18 protein-coding genes are annotated in these 16,395 nt (G+C 40.7%); 7 read left to right on the top strand and 11 right to left on the bottom strand.

Going from position 1 to position 16,395, the window contains the following annotated elements; genetic code table 11:
• Positions 1-26 precede the first annotated feature (26 nt).
• The 3 genes from CYJ36_RS01440 to CYJ36_RS01430 all read left to right on the top strand — a co-directional run bounded on the left by CYJ36_RS01440 (position 27) and on the right by CYJ36_RS01430 (position 1,581).
• Entirely contained in the window at positions 27-305 is a 279-nt protein-coding gene (locus tag CYJ36_RS01440) for a hypothetical protein (RefSeq protein WP_101564123.1), read from the top strand.
• Between the two features lie 40 nt (positions 306-345).
• Entirely contained in the window at positions 346-1,281 is a 936-nt protein-coding gene (locus CYJ36_RS01435) for a DHH family phosphoesterase (RefSeq protein ID WP_101564121.1), read from the top strand.
• Between the two features lie 120 nt (positions 1,282-1,401).
• Complete coding sequence (locus tag CYJ36_RS01430; RefSeq protein WP_101564119.1) at positions 1,402-1,581, top strand: DUF3934 family protein; 180 nt, start codon at positions 1,402-1,404, stop codon at positions 1,579-1,581.
• A 245-nt stretch (positions 1,582-1,826) separates the two neighbouring features.
• Here the strand turns inward: CYJ36_RS01430 and CYJ36_RS01425 are convergent, their stop codons facing one another.
• From CYJ36_RS01425 to CYJ36_RS01410, 3 genes are all read right to left on the bottom strand, one after another.
• Positions 1,827-2,351, bottom strand: coding sequence for a GNAT family N-acetyltransferase (locus CYJ36_RS01425; protein WP_101564117.1), 525 nt, complete (start codon positions 2,349-2,351; stop codon positions 1,827-1,829).
• Between the two features lie 637 nt (positions 2,352-2,988).
• A complete protein-coding gene (locus tag CYJ36_RS01415; protein WP_101564113.1) occupies positions 2,989-3,180 on the bottom strand; it encodes a hypothetical protein in 192 nt (63 codons plus the stop codon).
• 487 nt (positions 3,181-3,667) lie between these two features.
• Positions 3,668-4,219, bottom strand: a complete 552-nt coding sequence (locus tag CYJ36_RS01410; RefSeq protein WP_101564111.1) for a hypothetical protein — start codon at positions 4,217-4,219, stop codon at positions 3,668-3,670.
• An 86-nt stretch (positions 4,220-4,305) separates the two neighbouring features.
• Between CYJ36_RS01410 and CYJ36_RS01405 the strand changes: the two genes are divergently transcribed.
• Positions 4,306-4,920 carry a TetR/AcrR family transcriptional regulator gene (locus CYJ36_RS01405; RefSeq protein WP_101564109.1) on the top strand — a complete coding sequence of 205 codons (615 nt, stop codon included), beginning with the start codon at positions 4,306-4,308 and terminating at the stop codon, positions 4,918-4,920.
• Positions 4,921-4,961: 41 nt separating this feature from the next.
• Here CYJ36_RS01405 and CYJ36_RS01400 read toward each other — a convergent pair whose 3' ends face one another.
• Together CYJ36_RS01400 and CYJ36_RS01395 are read right to left on the bottom strand one after the other, a co-directional pair.
• The gene (locus CYJ36_RS01400; RefSeq protein ID WP_308315263.1) at positions 4,962-5,138 is read right to left on the bottom strand and encodes a DUF1272 domain-containing protein; all 177 of its coding nucleotides are present in this window, start codon (positions 5,136-5,138) and stop codon (positions 4,962-4,964) included.
• A 103-nt stretch (positions 5,139-5,241) separates the two neighbouring features.
• Positions 5,242-8,277 carry an efflux RND transporter permease subunit gene (locus CYJ36_RS01395; RefSeq protein WP_101564105.1) on the bottom strand — a complete coding sequence of 1,012 codons (3,036 nt, stop codon included), beginning with the start codon at positions 8,275-8,277 and terminating at the stop codon, positions 5,242-5,244.
• A 266-nt stretch (positions 8,278-8,543) separates the two neighbouring features.
• Here CYJ36_RS01395 and CYJ36_RS01390 point away from each other — a divergent pair, with 266 nt between their 5' ends.
• A complete protein-coding gene (locus CYJ36_RS01390) occupies positions 8,544-8,738 on the top strand; it encodes a hypothetical protein (RefSeq protein WP_101564102.1) in 195 nt (64 codons plus the stop codon).
• 92 nt (positions 8,739-8,830) lie between these two features.
• On the opposite strand, the gene CYJ36_RS01385 is transcribed toward CYJ36_RS01390, so the two are convergent.
• On the bottom strand, positions 8,831-9,673 hold the full coding sequence (locus CYJ36_RS01385) for an aldo/keto reductase (RefSeq protein ID WP_101564100.1): 843 nt from the start codon (positions 9,671-9,673) through the stop codon (positions 8,831-8,833).
• A gap of 25 nt (positions 9,674-9,698) precedes the next feature.
• Positions 9,699-10,907 (bottom strand): MFS transporter, encoded by a 1,209-nt coding sequence (locus CYJ36_RS01380; protein ID WP_101564098.1) that lies wholly within the window; start codon positions 10,905-10,907, stop codon positions 9,699-9,701.
• Between the two features lie 177 nt (positions 10,908-11,084).
• Here CYJ36_RS01380 and CYJ36_RS01375 point away from each other — a divergent pair, with 177 nt between their 5' ends.
• Both CYJ36_RS01375 and CYJ36_RS01370 read left to right on the top strand, forming a co-directional pair.
• Positions 11,085-11,444, top strand: a complete 360-nt coding sequence (locus CYJ36_RS01375; protein WP_101564096.1) for a winged helix-turn-helix transcriptional regulator — start codon at positions 11,085-11,087, stop codon at positions 11,442-11,444.
• Positions 11,445-11,662: 218 nt separating this feature from the next.
• A complete protein-coding gene (locus tag CYJ36_RS01370) occupies positions 11,663-12,607 on the top strand; it encodes a nucleoside hydrolase (protein WP_101564094.1) in 945 nt (314 codons plus the stop codon).
• A 269-nt stretch (positions 12,608-12,876) separates the two neighbouring features.
• Here CYJ36_RS01370 and CYJ36_RS01365 read toward each other — a convergent pair whose 3' ends face one another.
• The 4 genes from CYJ36_RS01365 to CYJ36_RS01350 form a co-directional block, all read right to left on the bottom strand.
• Positions 12,877-13,308 carry an OsmC family protein gene (locus CYJ36_RS01365; protein WP_101564092.1) on the bottom strand — a complete coding sequence of 144 codons (432 nt, stop codon included), beginning with the start codon at positions 13,306-13,308 and terminating at the stop codon, positions 12,877-12,879.
• Positions 13,309-13,503: 195 nt separating this feature from the next.
• Positions 13,504-14,751 carry a glutamate-5-semialdehyde dehydrogenase gene (locus CYJ36_RS01360; protein WP_101564090.1) on the bottom strand — a complete coding sequence of 416 codons (1,248 nt, stop codon included), beginning with the start codon at positions 14,749-14,751 and terminating at the stop codon, positions 13,504-13,506.
• A 19-nt stretch (positions 14,752-14,770) separates the two neighbouring features.
• Positions 14,771-15,871, bottom strand: coding sequence for a glutamate 5-kinase (gene proB / locus CYJ36_RS01355; protein WP_101564088.1), 1,101 nt, complete (start codon positions 15,869-15,871; stop codon positions 14,771-14,773).
• A 104-nt stretch (positions 15,872-15,975) separates the two neighbouring features.
• Positions 15,976-16,278 carry a hypothetical protein gene (locus tag CYJ36_RS01350; protein ID WP_101564086.1) on the bottom strand — a complete coding sequence of 101 codons (303 nt, stop codon included), beginning with the start codon at positions 16,276-16,278 and terminating at the stop codon, positions 15,976-15,978.
• Positions 16,279-16,395 lie beyond the last annotated feature (117 nt).

Raw genomic sequence — 16,395 nt, 5'->3', positions numbered from 1 at the left:
GGATATATGATATAGGAGGGATATCAATGGAATACGCCATAATCATTTTGATCTTGCTTTTCATCTACATGGTCACTTCCAGCAGAATTAAAGCACTTGAAAATCAGATTAAAAGTATGAAAGTTAAGATTGATCAGCTTTCCATTAACGGAGATGTGCAGGTCAATCCAGTAGATGATGATGTACGAAAGCTATTGCATGAAGGGAAAGATGTTCGTGCAGTAAAAGCGGTACGTGATGATTTGGGCTTGTCTTTGCTTGGTGCAAAACAATATGTGGATGCCATTAAGAAAGAGATGGATTAAAAAAGTAAGGGGCTTATGAAGGTTTAAAGGAGATGATGACTTGGTAACAGTACAAAAAGGAATAGTAAATGCTATACTAAAGCACTCCACCATCATTATCCACCGCCACATCCACCCAGATCTCGACGCCATGGGATCTCAGGCAGGTTTGCAAAGAACGCTTAAGCATTCCTTCCCTGACAAAAACGTTTACGCACCCGGCACCGATGAAAAAAGTCTTCTCTTCATCAATAAGATGGACCTCATCCCAGATGAAGCATATAAAGAAGCTTTAGTCATTGTATGTGACACGGCCGAAACTTCACGTATTTGCGACCAGCGATTTTCTAAAGGTGCCATGCTTATAAAAATCGATCATCATCCTGATCTTGAACCATATGGTGATCTTTCTTGGGGGGATCCTTCGTATAGCTCTGCAAGTGAGATGCTGGTTGATTTATTTATGGAATATCCTGATGTTTTCCAAATGAACAAAGAAGCAGCCGGAGCTTTGTATACCGGGATTATTGGGGATACTGGCCGTTTGCTGAATGGCACTGCTTCACCGCGTACATTGAAGGCTGTAAAGGCATTGAGGAAATTTCATTTTCAGCCTGAGCGGATTCATAATGAGCTGAATAAGAAAAGCAGCGGTGTTGCTCGGTTACGCGAGGCGATTTTAAGGACTTTCAAGCTGACGGAACAAGGAGTTGCCTATATTTATTTAACGGAGGAGAAACTGACTGCTTACGGGGTGGAACGTGCGGAAGCGGCAAATCTTGTGAACGTCCTGTCTTCGATGTCGCGAGTTAGAATCTGGGTTTTCTTTATTGAATATCCGAATGAAATTCGCGTTAGGATTCGTTCAAGGAATATTCCGATTGATGACATCGCCCGGCGGTTTGGGGGCGGAGGACATCCCTTTGCGTCAGGAGCTGCAATTGATTCTTGGGAAAACGCTGGAGCAGTGATCGAAGCTTTAAATCTCAAAACTTAAACCGAATATTAGAACTATTTTTGGTTTTTACATAGAAGCTGATGTTTGTGGTAGTGTATAAATAATATGCTTAAAATAAACACGCTGCAACTTAGCGTTCAATCATAATGGAGTGATCATATGGGTAAAGCCAAAGCTAAAACGAAGAGCAGTAAAGGCGGGACAGGCGGCGGAACAGGCAAAAAGGGCTGGAATCGCTGGCAGGCTGGTGCCAATAAAAAGAAGAGCTTTAAGCCTTATACGAGTAAGGGCGCTAAACAGCAGGACCATTCAAATTCAAAAAATGAGAAATCTGAATAACTCGTTTCAATCTGGACCTGTTTAGGTCTTTTTTTATATAATCATTCTCTTTTGTAAAAGACTTATATAATCGGTATAGAATATACTGTGATATTACAAGTTGAAATTAGAGGATGATCCTTATGAAATTCGATAAGAAAATGAAAAAGGTACAGGGGATATACAAAGAAACACTGCAGAGAAAAGAGAAAAAACACACGGTAGAAGTTATCATTGTCTTGACATTTTTTGTATTAATTTTTAGTTTAAATCTTATTTTCAAAGGTTTTTGAGTAAGTCGAGTCTTCTTCTATTTTAATAGAATAAATTGCCTGTTCAGCACCAAAACGAGTGATTGTTTTTTCTAAATTCATACCTAATCTTTCTAATAACCTGCATGAGGCGGTATTAGCAGTTTGTGTTTCAGCAATGACTTTTGGAAGACCTAATTCTGTTAATGCATAGTGGATAATCACTTGAACGACTTCGGCTGCATAACCAGCCCCCCACCATTTTGGAAGAAACTGATAGGAAATCTCTGTATCAACGCCGTCATGATGCTGGTCTAAAGAAACCAAGCCCATGAAATGATTCGCAGCTTTTTCTCTAACCACCCAATATAAAAATTCTTCCCTGCGATTATTCATTCCATCTAATGCTGCTGCAATTGATTTTTCCTCAACAATACCGCCTAAATATACCCTTACATCATGATTTAAAAATACTTCTTTAACCTCTTCAAAATCCGATCTCTTAAAAAGAGTAACGTGGCATCTTTCTGTTTCAAACATTGAACCACACCCTAAGATTTTTTATGAACAAAAGAAAAGCCTCCCCTTTATTAAACAATACAACATAATTATTAATTCAAATCTCATATTCACCTACTGTAATGATGAGAACTAATAGTAAAAGGCCAAGAGAGTCTAATAAGATATCTTTTTTTGTTTGTTTTCTAAAAATAAAGCACGTTAAAAAAATGAATATTGCCATAATATAAAACCAAGGTGTCCATTGTGAGACAGAATAAAACCCTGTACATATACCTATGACTATTACGAAATAGACTAATTCTTTGTCAGAAGCTTTTCGAAACATATTGTTCTCCCTTGCTTAATCTCTTTTTTGCATCCTCGTTTATAGTAATTCGCTTTAAAAAAGATGAATCCCTTCTATATCAATACTTCTCTTTATAAAACATTAGAAAATCGACTTAATTATTATTTTTTTTTAACAACAGATATATAAATCCAATATATGAATACCGAAAAAAACAGGAGAGCAAGTATAAACGCGTCTAAACCTGCAGCATATTTTAACAAATCAGCCTTCTCCTCCAAATAAATGATAGATATGTCTTTTTTAATTTAACCTGTGCGAATAAAAAAACCCCATGTATAGGTAGTCAGGAACTAATGATCTGCTGTTTCAACGATAACTGCTCCCCTTCACAATCAAAACTAAAATCACTGCAAGCAATAACCCGCCAATAATAAACGGACCAAGACCCGAGCTGTAAACAAGGTAGACTCTCACATGCTTAATTGTATTGACAATCACAAAAACGAAAAAGATCAGACTCATTCCTGCAATAAGGGGAACATAAGGATTTCTCTTCAAACTGATCAGCCCTTTTTAGAAGCTTTTTCTTATCCCTATGCTTGCGACATTTTGTATCATGCTATAAAGAAAAGCGGAATCACCCGTTTAGGCCCGACAGGCATAAAAGGATCCGACAGAAAAGTCCGGGTTTGACTTTTTTTGCGGAGCCGTTATGACCGAGGGTCTGGGTGATGGAGCTGGACAATAAGAAAAGCGGAATCGCCTGGTTAGCGCATGCATGACAGATAAGAAATCACCCGAAAAGTCCGGGTTTGACTTTTTGGGGGATTTTGTTCTGGCCGAGGAGTTAGGCGATGGAGCTAGACAATAAGAAAAGCGGAATCACCCGTTTAGACCCGCCAGGCATAAAAGGATCCGACAGAAAAGTCCGGGTTTGACTTTTTTGGCGGAGCCGTTATGACCAAGGGTTTGAGTGATGGAGCTAGACATAGAAGCGCAATACTTCATACCTCTAATCTTTTGAGAAAAGCAGACCGTTTTTCATTTACATGCCTCTTCCAGCGTTCTGTCCTTTTTTCGGAAATAAGGTGTAGCTGAAGCTGATGAGAAAATCAATTCCAAGGACAAGGGTCCAAAGCTGAAGTGTTTTAAGCAGCTGTTCTGTCTGCTGTCCGTTATTGATATAGAGAATAATGGCCCCTAGAAAAGATGCGCCAATTATCCACGCAAGAAGGTGGCGGAACCATCCTTCTCTTTCTCGTCGTGCATGCTCGGTTCCGTATTTGATTTTCTTCGGCGGTTTCTCTCCATTTGCAAACCGGTAGGCAAAATGCTGATCTGCCCATTTGATCATCCCATGGCCGAAAGCAATACTGATTCCGATATAAATGGCTGCAATTCCATGTACCATTGTCGCCGTCGCGCCGTTTTTTAAATCAAGCACGGTTGCCGCCAGCAGCACCAAATCAACTACTGGTGTACAAATCAGCAGGAACGCTCCAAGCTTCTTCTTTTTCAATATATACCTTGCGACTAATCCCGCTAAAACAAAGACCCAAAATCCAATTTCACAGCCTATAATTAACCAGCCAATCACACTGTCTCCCCCTTATTTAATACAACTGTACTATTACATATATTAGCAAAATGTTTTAAATAATACAACTGTGTTATAATAAAAACATGCCAAAATTAATTGATCATGATAAACGTAAAATACAAATTGCAGAATCCACTTGGAAGGTCATTGCCGAAGAAGGTATTGAGCAGGCAACGGTAAGAAAAATTGCAAGTGTTGCCGGGCTTTCGGTCGGAGCTTTACGGCACTACTTTTCCACACAGTCTGAGCTGCTTTCCTTTTCCATGAAACTGGTATCAGAACGGGTGAGGCAGCGTGCCTTGTCTAAGTCTTATGAAGGGAATCCGCTGGACATTGTAAAAGAATCGATTTCTGAGCTGCTTCCCGCTGATGACGAGAGAAGAATTGAAATGGAGGTGTGGCTCGTTTTTTCTGTAAAAATGCTCGTCGATACTAAGCTGAGGGCTTTAAGTGAAAATGTATACCACGAAATGCATGATGGACTGGGTCATGTCCTGCAGCTGCTGTTTAAACTAGGCATGTTAAAGGATGGACTGGAGATGGAAGCTGAAACAAACCGCCTTCATTCACTTGTGGACGGACTAGCCCTTCATCATCTCCTTCATCCTTCTGTCTTTACGTACGAGAAGATGATGAAAACCCTGGACTATCATTTGCGATCAATTTGTATGCCAGCAAGCAAAAACAAAGAACAGTGAGATATTGACTGTTCTTTGTTTTTTTCTATATCGTTTTTCAATCAGCTCAAAACCGCTTTACCGCTTCTCAGACGCTTCACAAGTTCTCCCCCGCAGTTTAGGCAGACAAATTCCATTTCTTCCGTACAAGTGTGACAGAACGTGCATTCATGCGAGCAGATGTAAGCTTCTGATTTGTTATGGAGATTTACGGAACATTTTTCACAAGCAGTTCTCATTTCTAATGCCATCGTGATTTCCCCTTCCTATTAATAATCCTCTATCTCAATTGTAAAAAACAGAGGGCACCTCAAAAGTCCGCACCTCTGCGTTCTTTTATACTTAAATTCCAACTTCCTCCACAACATCCTTTTTCTTCTTCCGTCTTCTTCCCATTTTCGCAAGGAGCTCATACATAACCGGCACAACGACAAGTGTCAGCGCGGTAGATACAACTAATCCTCCGATAACGACAACAGCCAGACTTCTTGAGACCATGCTGGCAGCTTCAGTTGCGCTGAAGATCATTGGAGTTAAGGCTACAATAGTCGTTACGGCTGTCATAATGATTGGTCGTAAACGTGTGGATCCCGCTTCTAATAGCGCTTCTCTGGCGTCAAAACCTTTTTCGCGGTTTTGCTGAACGCGTTCGATTAACACGATGGCGTTTGTTACCACGATGCCAATCAGCATTAAAGCTCCGAGCAAGGCATTGATGTCAACTGGTGTCTGTGAGATGACGAGTCCCAGAATGCCTCCAACTGCAGCAAGCGGCAGCGAAAACAGAATCGCAAATGGCGCTCTTGCCTGGCCGAAGGTGATGACCATGATGAGATACACGACTAATACAGCGATTCCCATCATTTTAAAGAGATCTGTGAAATCGTCCTGCATCGATTCAGTTGCGCCTGAAATGGAGACAGATGCACCTTCCGGGAGGTCAATTTCTTTTGTCATTTGATCGATTTTCATTCCTGCCGTTTTTAAGTCCTCTGCACTGATTTCACCTGAAATTTGTATCGTTTCTTTTCCGTCCTGATGATACACCTGAGTTTTGATGTCCCGTTCTTCAATCTTTGCTACTTGTTTTAGTTGGACAGGTCCCGCAACAGGAGAGGAAACATAAGTATTGAGTACTTGTGTTGTTGTTGAGAAGTCGACATCATCGTATTCAATAACAGCTTGAAGCTGCTCTTCGCCGACTTTGATTTGGCCAAGCGGTGTTTTATTCAGCATGGCGCGGACCTGCTGGCCGATTTGTACTGGACTTAAACCGAGTGCCCCCGCTTTTTCCTGGTCCACACTGACAATCCATTCGTTTTTGAATTCTTCGTAATTGCTTTTGACTTTTTCGATTCCCTCGATTTTCGCAAGTTCTGCTGCAGCAAGCTTTCCTGCTTCTGCAAGGTCTTCTTCATTGGAAGCTGTCACGTTCAGCTGAATGCCGTTTCCTCCGCCAAAGCTTCCAAATGAGAACTGAGTTCCTTCAATTTTCCCCGGTGCATATTCTTCATTTTTTTCCTTAAGATTTTCTAAAAAAGCTTCAACATCTTTTCCTTTATCAAAAATCACCGAGTAATTCGCTTGTTTTTCAGAAAAAACCTGACCGTATTTTGCATCTTCTGCTGTAGAGCCCATCTGGAAAAATAAATCCTTGAGCTTATCTTCTTTTAATAATTCCTGTTCAAATTCCCCTGCTTTTTCCTTGGCATCTTCTAAATCATAATCTGCCGGATAGGTTAATGAAACATTTACGAATGATTCAGACTGACTGTTAACACTGGCCTGCGGAATCGAATTGAAGGTGAAAATGGATCCCACAAAAATGATGAACGCGGCGACTAAAACAATCCATTTATGATTCAGTGACCATTTCAAAATCGATAAATACTTAGCAGACGGCTGATGTTCCTTCTGCTTCACCTTCTTCAATAGTACAAAACTTAACAGCGGTACTACTGTTAATGCGACAAGCAAAGATGCAAGGATTGAATAGACGACCGCCAAAATCAGCGGAGTCATGATTTCTCCAATTGAACCTCCAACAAGGCCAATAGGCAAGAAGACCGCGATTGTCGTAAGCGTTGAAGACGTAATAGCAGTGGAAACCTCTTTCGTTCCGCTCAAAATGACTTCTTTTGATAATCTTTCAATCTGAATACGGCGGTAAATATTTTCAATGACAACGATGCTGTCATCAACCAAACGCCCGACTGCAACCGCTAATCCTCCCAAGGTTAAAATGTTTAGTGTAATGTTTGATTGATCAAGTAAAAACAGTGTAATTAAAATGGACAGCGGAATACTGACTACCGCGATTAAGGTTGTTCGGATGTTTCTTAAAAACAGCAGAATGATGAGCGTTGCAGCGATTGCCCCAATGGCCACTTCTTTTGCCATGCCAAGCACGGCGCCTTCAACATCCTCTGCTGTATTTTGAACCGTGCGGATGGAGAAGTCATCTTTATAGATCTCGTTTAATTCTTCGGCTTTCCGGTCGACTTCTTTTCCTATTTCAACAGCGTTTTTACTTGCTTCTTTAAAAATAACTAAGACAAGTGCTTCTTTTCCATTTAGTCTCGCATCTGCCTCGTAAAACTGACGAATGGAAACATCCGCAATATCTTTAATTTTTGTTTCCGGTGCAAGTATCGCATTCTCAATTTGCGTTTTGTCTGTTACTTCTCCGAGCACCCTGATGGCATTTGCTTTTCCGTCCACTGCGATTTCACCTGCAGGAACAGATGCATTTAGAGATTGAAGTGCCATCATCAGTTGATCGGCGGACACTTTCTTTTCTTTCATTTTTTCCGGATCGATTTTGACCGAAAGCTCCGAAATGGACTTTCCGTAAAAAGTGACGCTTGATACACCATCTATGTCTTCAAATTTCGTTTTAATGTCTTCTTCAATTCGATCTTCATCTGCTTTTGAAAAGCCTTCTTCAGATTCAAGTGCCACCTGGGCAAGCGGAATCATAGAGAAGTTAAGCTGGGACACAACCGGCTTTCCTGTATTTTGCGGCAGCTGAACTTGATTGACCAGCTTTTCAGCCTCTGAAGCAGCCTCCTTCATGTCAGCTTCTGACGTGTAATTCAGCGTAATCATGGAGATTCCTTCACTTGTAGAAGAGGTCATGCTGTCAAGGTAAGTACCATTTTTCAATTGACGTTCAAGCGGTTTCGTCACATCTTCCGTCACCGTTTCAGCATCCATTCCCTCACCAAACGTGGTGACCGTAATCATCGGTGCGTCAACGCTTGGCAGCAGCTCCATTGGAAGGCCCGAACCCGAATACACGCCGAGCACTGTCACCAAGAACACCATGATGACAATGGCTGCCCGATTTTTTAACGAGAACTTAGTAAAAATAGACATTTGCTTTTCCCCCAAAGAAATGAAATAGACATACTCAATAAATATACAACATAATTTGGAAATTAGGTGTAAATTTTTGTTAAAAATTAGTTAATATTACTTATATGGACTCTATTTCAAATGTTCCAGCATTATATGTGGCTGGTTCTGTGGAAAAACATACATTTTCTAAAACAAAAAATAAATCAAAATTAGGGTAGACTATCTTTTATAAATTGTTATAATGGATTGAAGTTAACTGTTCATTACGAAAAAAGGTGGAAAAAATGAAAAACAATTCTTGCAGATATGTGATTAACGCGATTGGAAAAGGCGGGGAAACCTACTTGACCCACTGTCAGGACAAACAAGAATTAAATAAATGGATAGCCGATCGGCAAGATAAGCTTCTTATGGATGAAATTAAAATTACAGATAAAAAGAAAAATCCGTTTTTACAATTGTTTTCTTTTAAAAAATAATATTCTAATCGCTATTCCATAGAGAATGGCGTTTTTATTTATGCGTGAATTGAAAAAAGGAGCAGATTACGTCTGCTCCTTTCTTTCCTTTATTAAAAATCAAAATTGTCTGGATCAGGTCCGACTCTGTGGTCTTGGTTCAATCCATGAATAAGCTCCATATCTTCTTTTGTTAACTCAAAATCAAAGATCGATGCGTTCTCAGCAATCCGGTGTTCTTTCGTAGATTTTGGAATGGTGATCACTCCATTTTGCAGATCCCAGCGCAGAATGATCTGTGCAATAGATTTATTGTATTTATCAGCCAGTTCTTTAAGCAGAGGCTGATCCAATAGTTGGCCTTGCATTAATGGTGACCAGGCTTCGAGCTGAATTCCCTGCTCCCTGCAAAATGATTGGAGCTCTTTTTGGGTCAGACGCGGATGATATTCCACCTGATTTACCATTGGTTTCACCTCAGCGTCTTTCATCAGCTTCTTAAGCTGATGAATCTGGAAGTTGCTTACACCAATCGCTTTTATTTTTCCTTCTTTATATAGACCCTCCAGCGCTCGCCATGCTTCCTTGTATTTGTCTTCTACAGGCCAATGAATGAGGTACAGATCCAAGTATTCCAAACCAAGTTTAGCTAAGCTTGTCTCATAAGCTGAGATTGTTGATTCATATCCTAAATCAGCATTCCAGACTTTTGACGTCACAAAAAGGTCTTCTCTTGAGATGCCAGCTTCAGCTATCCCTTCACGGATTCCTTGTCCGACACCCTCTTCATTTTCATATATAGCTGCTGTATCAATGCTGCGATAACCAAGTTTGATCGCTGTTCTCACTGCATTTACAAGCTCTGGTCCTTCTTCTACTTTAAAAACTCCAAGCCCAAACCAAGGCATTTTGACACCGTTATGCAAAGTTGTTGTATCTTGTAAATTTTTCATCATTTTATATGACCTCCTGATTTTTTTATTATCCAGCTAGTTTTTGTCCTTTTATTTTTTGCTCCTTACGCTCCAAAGCCCGGCTCCATCCTGTTAGAATGACCGCTCCAAGAACCATCAATGATCCGATCCACGCAGTGTGTATAAGTCCTATGGAATCTGTAATCATCCCTCCTAAGAATGCGCCGATCGCAATCCCTGCATTAAACGCAGCAATATTAATAGCTGAAGCAACATCAACGGCACTAGGCACAAAGCGTTCCGCCAGCATCACTACGTATACTTGCAAGCCTGGCACATTCATAAAAGCAAATAATCCCATCACTAAAATGGTCACTAAGCCAGCTATCTTGAATGGTGCTGTAAATGTTAGGATAAAGAGCACAATCGCTTGCACAATAAACATATAGAATAGGGCAACAATCGGATTTTTATTCGATAATTTACCGCCAATCATATTGCCGATTGCAATCGCAATTCCATATACAAGCAAAATAACTGCAACCGTTCCTTCTTTATATCCAGTTACATCCTGAAGGAGCGGAGATAAATACGTAAAGACAACAAATGTCCCTCCGTATCCTAAAGCAGTAATACTGAATACTAGCAGTAAACGGCCATTTTTCACGAGCTTCACTTGATCGCTGAACGTGGTCCGCTTGCCTTTTTTTAAATCAGCCGGCACAAGAATACTATTGGCGATTAAAGCAATGAGACCGATGATAATAATGACGATAAATGCAAGTCTCCACCCAAATTGCTGTCCAATAAAAGTCCCAAACGGAACGCCGGTAACAGTTGCAACTGTAAGTCCGGTAAACATAATTGAAATCGCGCTTGCCCTGCGGTTTTCAGGAACAAGATCAGCTGCAATCGTTGACCCGATGGACATGAAAATTCCATGTGAGAAGGCAGCAATCACACGCCCAGCTAATAAAAGACCAATGCTTGAAGCACCAGCAGCCAGACTATTGCCAAGAATAAACACAATCATGATCCAAAGCAATAAAGTCTTCCGTGACATATTTGATGTCAAGGATGTGAGGATCGGTGCACCAAACGTTACTCCTAATGCATATAAAGAAACGGTCAAACCCGCTGTGGTCACCGGAATCGACAAATCTTCAGCGATAAGCGGCAATAACCCTACACTGATAAATTCTGTTGTACCAATGGCAAAGGCACTGACTGCTAATGCCAGCAGCGCCAGCGTACTTCTTTTTTTATCTAAACTCATTAGTATCTCCTCCTAAATATTTGAATAACTATTAAAAAATAGAGTATGGTAAAAATCAACCGGCAAATGTTATTATGAAAGATATCAATCATAAAGAAAAGTACGTACTTTTAAGTGCTATAGGAACTATAAAGTTCGGTAGGCACTTTTTGGTGCCTATTAGATAGGAGGATTTCCATGCCAAAGAAATATAATATATCCGTTGAAGCGACGCTCGAAGTTATTGGCGGAAAGTGGAAGTGCGTCATTCTTTGCCATCTGACTCACGGAAAAAAACGGACAAATGAATTGAAACGCCTGATGCCGAACATTACGCAAAAAATGCTGACTCAGCAGCTGCGCGAGTTAGAAGAAGACGGTGTCATCAACCGGATTGTCCATCATCAAATTCCGCCAAAAGTAGAATATGAGCTCAGTGAATATGGATGGAGCCTGCAAACCATTTTAGATTCCCTCTGTGCTTGGGGAGAAAACCATATTACGAAGGTGTATGGGGATAAATCTGCTGTTCTTGAGGAGAGCATTTTGAATAAGTAAATGTGGAAAAGCGAAATTCCTACAAGGGATTTCGCTTTTTTAAATTTACGACAATGGTGTAACCGGAAACTAATAGGGAATTAGAACCAAATGACATCTGCAACCCATAAAAGGGTTATTATTCCATTTGCTCGAGGATACATATTAAAATGAACAAGTTTTGTTTAAGCTGTTGAATGCAGTGATCCCAACAAGATAAAAAACAGGGGGCTTCTTTTATGGGATTAAAGGTACTCTTATTTGGCGATATCGGCATTGACGACATTGTAGCGCTTATTTACGGAGCTTTGCATGAAGAGATTGATATTGTAGGAGTTGTGGCCGACTACGGAAATGTTCCCAGAAAAAATGCTCTTGCAAGTGTTCAGTATTTGCACGAATTATATAACCAAAAAGATATCCCTATTTTCAGCGGGGCTGAGCTGCCCCTGACTGGTGAAGAGCCTACTTATTACCCCGAGATACACGGGGAATATGGATTGGGTTCCATCATTCCTGATGTAAATGTTGAAGGTCAGATAGAAAACTTTATGGATATTGCAAGCTTTATTGAGTCATATGGTGAGGAATTAATCATCGTCAGTATTGGGCGGCTTACTTCATTGGCCACCATGTTTATTCATTACCGCAAATTAATGAGCAGCGTACAAGCTTATTATGTAATGGGAGGAGCCTTTTGGGTCCCGGGAAACGTAACCCCTGTCTCTGAGGCTAATTTTCATGCTGACCCAGTGGCTGTTAAAGTCGTTCTAACCCATGCCCACAACTTGACCATCATCCCTTTAAATGTGACAGAAAGAGCCATTGTAAGCCAGGAAATGGTTGATTACATTGCTGAAAAAGGAAAGGCAAAATTACTTAAACCGATTCTTGATTACTATTATGCTTTTTACAAAAAAAGAAACCCGAATGCACTCGGCAGTCCAATGCACGATGCTTTAACATTAATGGCACCTCTTCACCCTGAAATGCTCACCTGCAGGTCATTGCCCGTTTATGTCGTTCAATCGAGAGAAGGCATGGAAAGAGGACACAGTATTGCAGATATAAGACCATATGTGAAGTTTAAAGAAAAGGAGAAAAAACATCGTATCGCCTTTGATCTAGACTACAATCAGTTTTTTTCTAAATTCATGTCTACGATGACTGGGGAACGTTTTTAAAAGAAGCATATTACGGTGGTAGAAACAAGCCATTTACGAGCAGATCATAAGTTTCGCATTGCTGATTATAAAACCTGTTTTTTGGATCATAAGCCGAGTCATGCGGAGAGTAAGAGATGCTTCTTGGATAATAATGTCGGAATCTAATTGTTCCTGGCTCCTGCTACGCATGAAAATGTACGCTATACCAAGAGGAAAGAGATTAAATGGTTGAGGAAATCAATTAAATACACCAGAAAAAAGTGCCCCATTTTACTGGGACACTCTCGTTAGATGTGCTGTTTTCCCTTGACCCCATTAATCGAATACCCTGCTGTTATTTCCGCATTCAATGATTTCGATACAGAGCAATATTTATCCATGGATAACTGGATGGCACGAATGACTTTCTCTTCAGGCAAATCCCCTTCTAATGAATAGTGAATATGAATAGCTGTGAATCGTTTTGGATGTTCATCTGCCCGTGTTCCGTTTAATTCCATGTTAAATGAGACAGGATTCAGCCTCATTTTTTGGAGAATAGAGATAATATCAATGCCTGTGCACCCGGCTACTGCATGCAAGAGCAATTCTGTTGGCCTTGCACCAGTGTTCTGTCCGCCGAATTCTTCCGCTGCATCCATTATGATTTCATGGCCTGATGGCGTAGTGCCCGAAAAGCTCATTTGTCCTGTCCATTTGATTGATGTTTCCACATTCATCATCCTTTTCGTTTTAATGTTTAAAGATAGTATTAGAGTCTGCCTAATCAGATACTCATAAAAAAATATATTGATTAAAGAACGTTTGTTCGTTAAAATAATGTATTAAAGAATATTTTCAATTGAGAAAAGTTTTGCGAATTGAACTTTAGGTTCCAAACCTATTGAGAGGTTCTAAAAACAGCTTTTTGCACTTTATTCCCTAATCTGTCCCTTCCCGTAAATAAAGTGCTTGCTGGATGTCAGGGCAGGTAATCCCATTGGTCCCCTTGCATGGAGCTTCTGCGTACTGATTCCTATTTCTGCCCCATAGCCAAATTCAAATCCATCTGTAAATCTTGTTGAAGCATTATGATAAACGGCTGCCGCATCTACTTGCGTTTGAAACTGTGCAGCATTTCCCTCGTCTTTACTAATAATGGCTTCTGAATGCTTTGTTCCGTATTGATTGATATGCTTAATTGCCTCATCAATATCTTTCACAGCTTTGATGCTGACTGTCAAAGCTAAGTATTCTGTGCTCCAGTCTTCTTCTGCTGCAGGTTTTGCTTTTGGAAAAAGACTGCATACTTGCTCATCCCCATAAATCTCAACAAATTGATTGTCGAGCAATTGAAACAGCCGCTCTCCATTGACCTTAACCCATTCTTCATGAATTAAGATTGTCTCGATCGCATTGCACACAGATGGCCGCTGTGTTTTTCCATTAAGCACGATCTGTTCCGCCATGTTTGGTTCTGCAGATTCATCGATGTAAATATGGCAATTCCCGGCGCCTGTTTCTAGTACAGGAACGGTTGATTCTCTTACAACTGTATCAATCAGATTTTTTCCGCCCCGTGGTATTAAGACATCCAGGTACTCATTCAAGCTGAAAAGCTCTTTAGCTGTATCTCTGCTCGTGTCTTCAATGAGCTGAACGGCATCCAGCGGAATATTCGTATGCTCAAGAGCCCTATGGATCGTTTCAACCAGCGCCTTATTTGAATGCCTGGCTGATGAACTGCCTCTAAGAATGACTGCATTCCCTGTTTTTAAAGAAAGGGTTGCCGCATCAATCGTTACGTTTGGCCTTGCTTCGTAAATCATACCAATAACACCAAGCGGTACACGCCTTTTCTGAATGAGCAATCCGTTTTCTTTTTCGATGGTTTCCAGCGTTTCTCCAATAGGATCCTTCAGGCCGATTAGGAGATGGATGGCATGTGACATCTCTTCGATCCGTTTTTTATCCAGCAGCATGCGATCCAGGAGGGAATCTGATAGACCGTTTTCTTTCCCAAGAGCTATGTCCTTTTGGTTTTCCATGATGAGATATTCCTGTTCCGATTCTAGTTGCTGTGCAATTTTTTCGAGTGCATGATTTTTTTCCTCTGTCGATTTGCTGATCATTTGATAGCTTGCTGACTTTGCTGCCTTCCCTTTTCTTTGCACTTCACTCATGTGCTTTCCCTCCCTTAATTTATGCTTTAACCCATCGGTCTCGGTGGATAACTTCAATAGATGTGAATAAAAATTCTTCTTTTACATCAGAGCTTCGTTTTCCAATGACTTGTTTTAGACTTTCAGAGGAATAAAGAACTTCCCCTTTTCCAAGCAGTCCGTTCGTTCCGAAGACTTCAACGACATCTCCTTCTTCAAACGTGCCTTTCACATCATAGATTCCAGCCGGCAAAAGACTTCTTCCATTTGATGTGAGCGCAAGTTCGGCACCTTGATCAACATAAATTTCCCCTTTAACAGGCGAATGAAGGGCAATCCATTGTTTGCTGTTGCTGAAGGTTAACCTGATGTCTCCTCCTATGTAGGTACCGTCGCCTTTTCCTTCTAAAATATCAATAAATTTCTCTTTCCCTTTTCCAATTCCTATGAAGACTTTTACACCCAGGGACAATGCTGTTTTGGCTGCAATCAGTTTGGATTTCATCCCGCCTGTTCCAACGTTTGACCCTGTGCCTTCTGCACCTGCCATCATTTCCTCTGTAATCTCTAGCAGCTGATCGAATTTTACGGCAAGGGGATTCTCTCGCGGGTTGGAGTCATATAGGCCATTAATGTCAGTTAAAATAACCAGATGCTCTGCCTTAACAAGTCCGCTGACAAGAGCGGACAGCATGTCATTGTCGCCAAAAGTCAATTCCTCGACTGAAACCGTGTCGTTCTCGTTGATGATGGGCAGGATTCCACGGTCCAGCAGCTCGCTAATTGTAGCAAACGCATTTTTGTATCGATCCTTTTTCAAAAAATCATTTCTAGTAAGCAGAATTTGAGCAGGAATGATTCCGTAGCTTCCAAGCTGCTCCATATAAGATTGAATTAACAAACTTTGTCCAACCGCTGCAGCTGCCTGTTTTCCTTTTAACGTGAGGGGTCTCGCTGGATAGCCCAGTTTTCTGAAACCTGCTGCTACTGCTCCTGAAGAGACTAGTAAAACTTCGTGGCCTTCTTTTCTTAAGGAAGCTATGGCTGAGATGTGATCGGTAAACTTCTCCTGATCGATTTCTCCTTTTCGGTTCGTTAAGGAGCTGCTTCCAATTTTGATGACGATTCGTTTTTTCTTCATCATTGGACCTCATTTCTATTTTTTCATTTGAATTATTAGATTTGGCTGGTGTGCATATAGGAATCACAGCCAATTACTGCGTTTTATCGGTCTTGTTGCATGTTTTATATGACGATTATTGGTGTTATCGGTTGAACTCCGAGGTTTAACGGCCTAGTCCCTGGGTTTATCAGTCTAAATCCTGGGTTTATCAGTCTAAATCCTGGGTTTATCAGTCTAACTCCTGGGTTTATCAGTCTAACTCCTGGGTTTATCAGTCTAAATCCAGATTTTATCAGTCTAACTCCTGGGTTTATCAGTCTAAATCCTGAGTTTATCAGTCTAACTCCAGGTTTTATCAGTCTAAATCCAGGGTTTATCAGTCTAACTCCAGGTTTGCAAGATGCCAAAAACTCTTTTATTTTCAATAAAAAAAGCCCTTCTCATCCTCTGATAAAGGACGAAAAGGGCTGGCTTTTCCGTGGTACCACCTTAGTTGAATGCATAATGCATCCCGCTTTGCCTGATAACGCCAGGTTTATGGC

Source organism: Bacillus sp. UMB0893, from assembly GCF_002858905.1.
In the GTDB taxonomy this organism is placed as follows: Bacteria; Bacillota; Bacilli; order Bacillales; family Bacillaceae; genus Bacillus_P.
Note: the sequence above shows the minus strand (reverse complement) of the source record. Positions and strands in the feature narration are given on the sequence as shown.

What these genes read in the sequence shown, in the direction of transcription:
- CYJ36_RS01365 (WP_101564092.1), bottom strand. Translation starts at nt 13,308, where the DNA reads ATGAATGTGGAAACATCAATCAAATGGACAGGACAAATGAGCTTTTCG.
- CYJ36_RS01425 (WP_101564117.1), bottom strand. Translation starts at nt 2,351, where the DNA reads ATGTTTGAAACAGAAAGATGCCACGTTACTCTTTTTAAGAGATCGGAT.
- CYJ36_RS01395 (WP_101564105.1), bottom strand. Translation starts at nt 8,277, where the DNA reads ATGTCTATTTTTACTAAGTTCTCGTTAAAAAATCGGGCAGCCATTGTC.
- CYJ36_RS01360 (WP_101564090.1), bottom strand. Translation starts at nt 14,751, where the DNA reads ATGAGTGAAGTGCAAAGAAAAGGGAAGGCAGCAAAGTCAGCAAGCTAT.
- proB (WP_101564088.1), bottom strand. Translation starts at nt 15,871, where the DNA reads ATGAAGAAAAAACGAATCGTCATCAAAATTGGAAGCAGCTCCTTAACG.
- CYJ36_RS01385 (WP_101564100.1), bottom strand. Translation starts at nt 9,673, where the DNA reads ATGATGAAAAATTTACAAGATACAACAACTTTGCATAACGGTGTCAAA.
- CYJ36_RS01380 (WP_101564098.1), bottom strand. Translation starts at nt 10,907, where the DNA reads ATGAGTTTAGATAAAAAAAGAAGTACGCTGGCGCTGCTGGCATTAGCA.
- CYJ36_RS01390 (WP_101564102.1), top strand. Translation starts at nt 8,544, where the DNA reads ATGAAAAACAATTCTTGCAGATATGTGATTAACGCGATTGGAAAAGGC.
- CYJ36_RS01430 (WP_101564119.1), top strand. Translation starts at nt 1,402, where the DNA reads ATGGGTAAAGCCAAAGCTAAAACGAAGAGCAGTAAAGGCGGGACAGGC.
- CYJ36_RS01375 (WP_101564096.1), top strand. Translation starts at nt 11,085, where the DNA reads ATGCCAAAGAAATATAATATATCCGTTGAAGCGACGCTCGAAGTTATT.
- CYJ36_RS01405 (WP_101564109.1), top strand. Translation starts at nt 4,306, where the DNA reads ATGCCAAAATTAATTGATCATGATAAACGTAAAATACAAATTGCAGAA.
- CYJ36_RS01370 (WP_101564094.1), top strand. Translation starts at nt 11,663, where the DNA reads ATGGGATTAAAGGTACTCTTATTTGGCGATATCGGCATTGACGACATT.
- CYJ36_RS01400 (WP_308315263.1), bottom strand. Translation starts at nt 5,138, where the DNA reads ATGAGAACTGCTTGTGAAAAATGTTCCGTAAATCTCCATAACAAATCA.
- CYJ36_RS01440 (WP_101564123.1), top strand. Translation starts at nt 27, where the DNA reads ATGGAATACGCCATAATCATTTTGATCTTGCTTTTCATCTACATGGTC.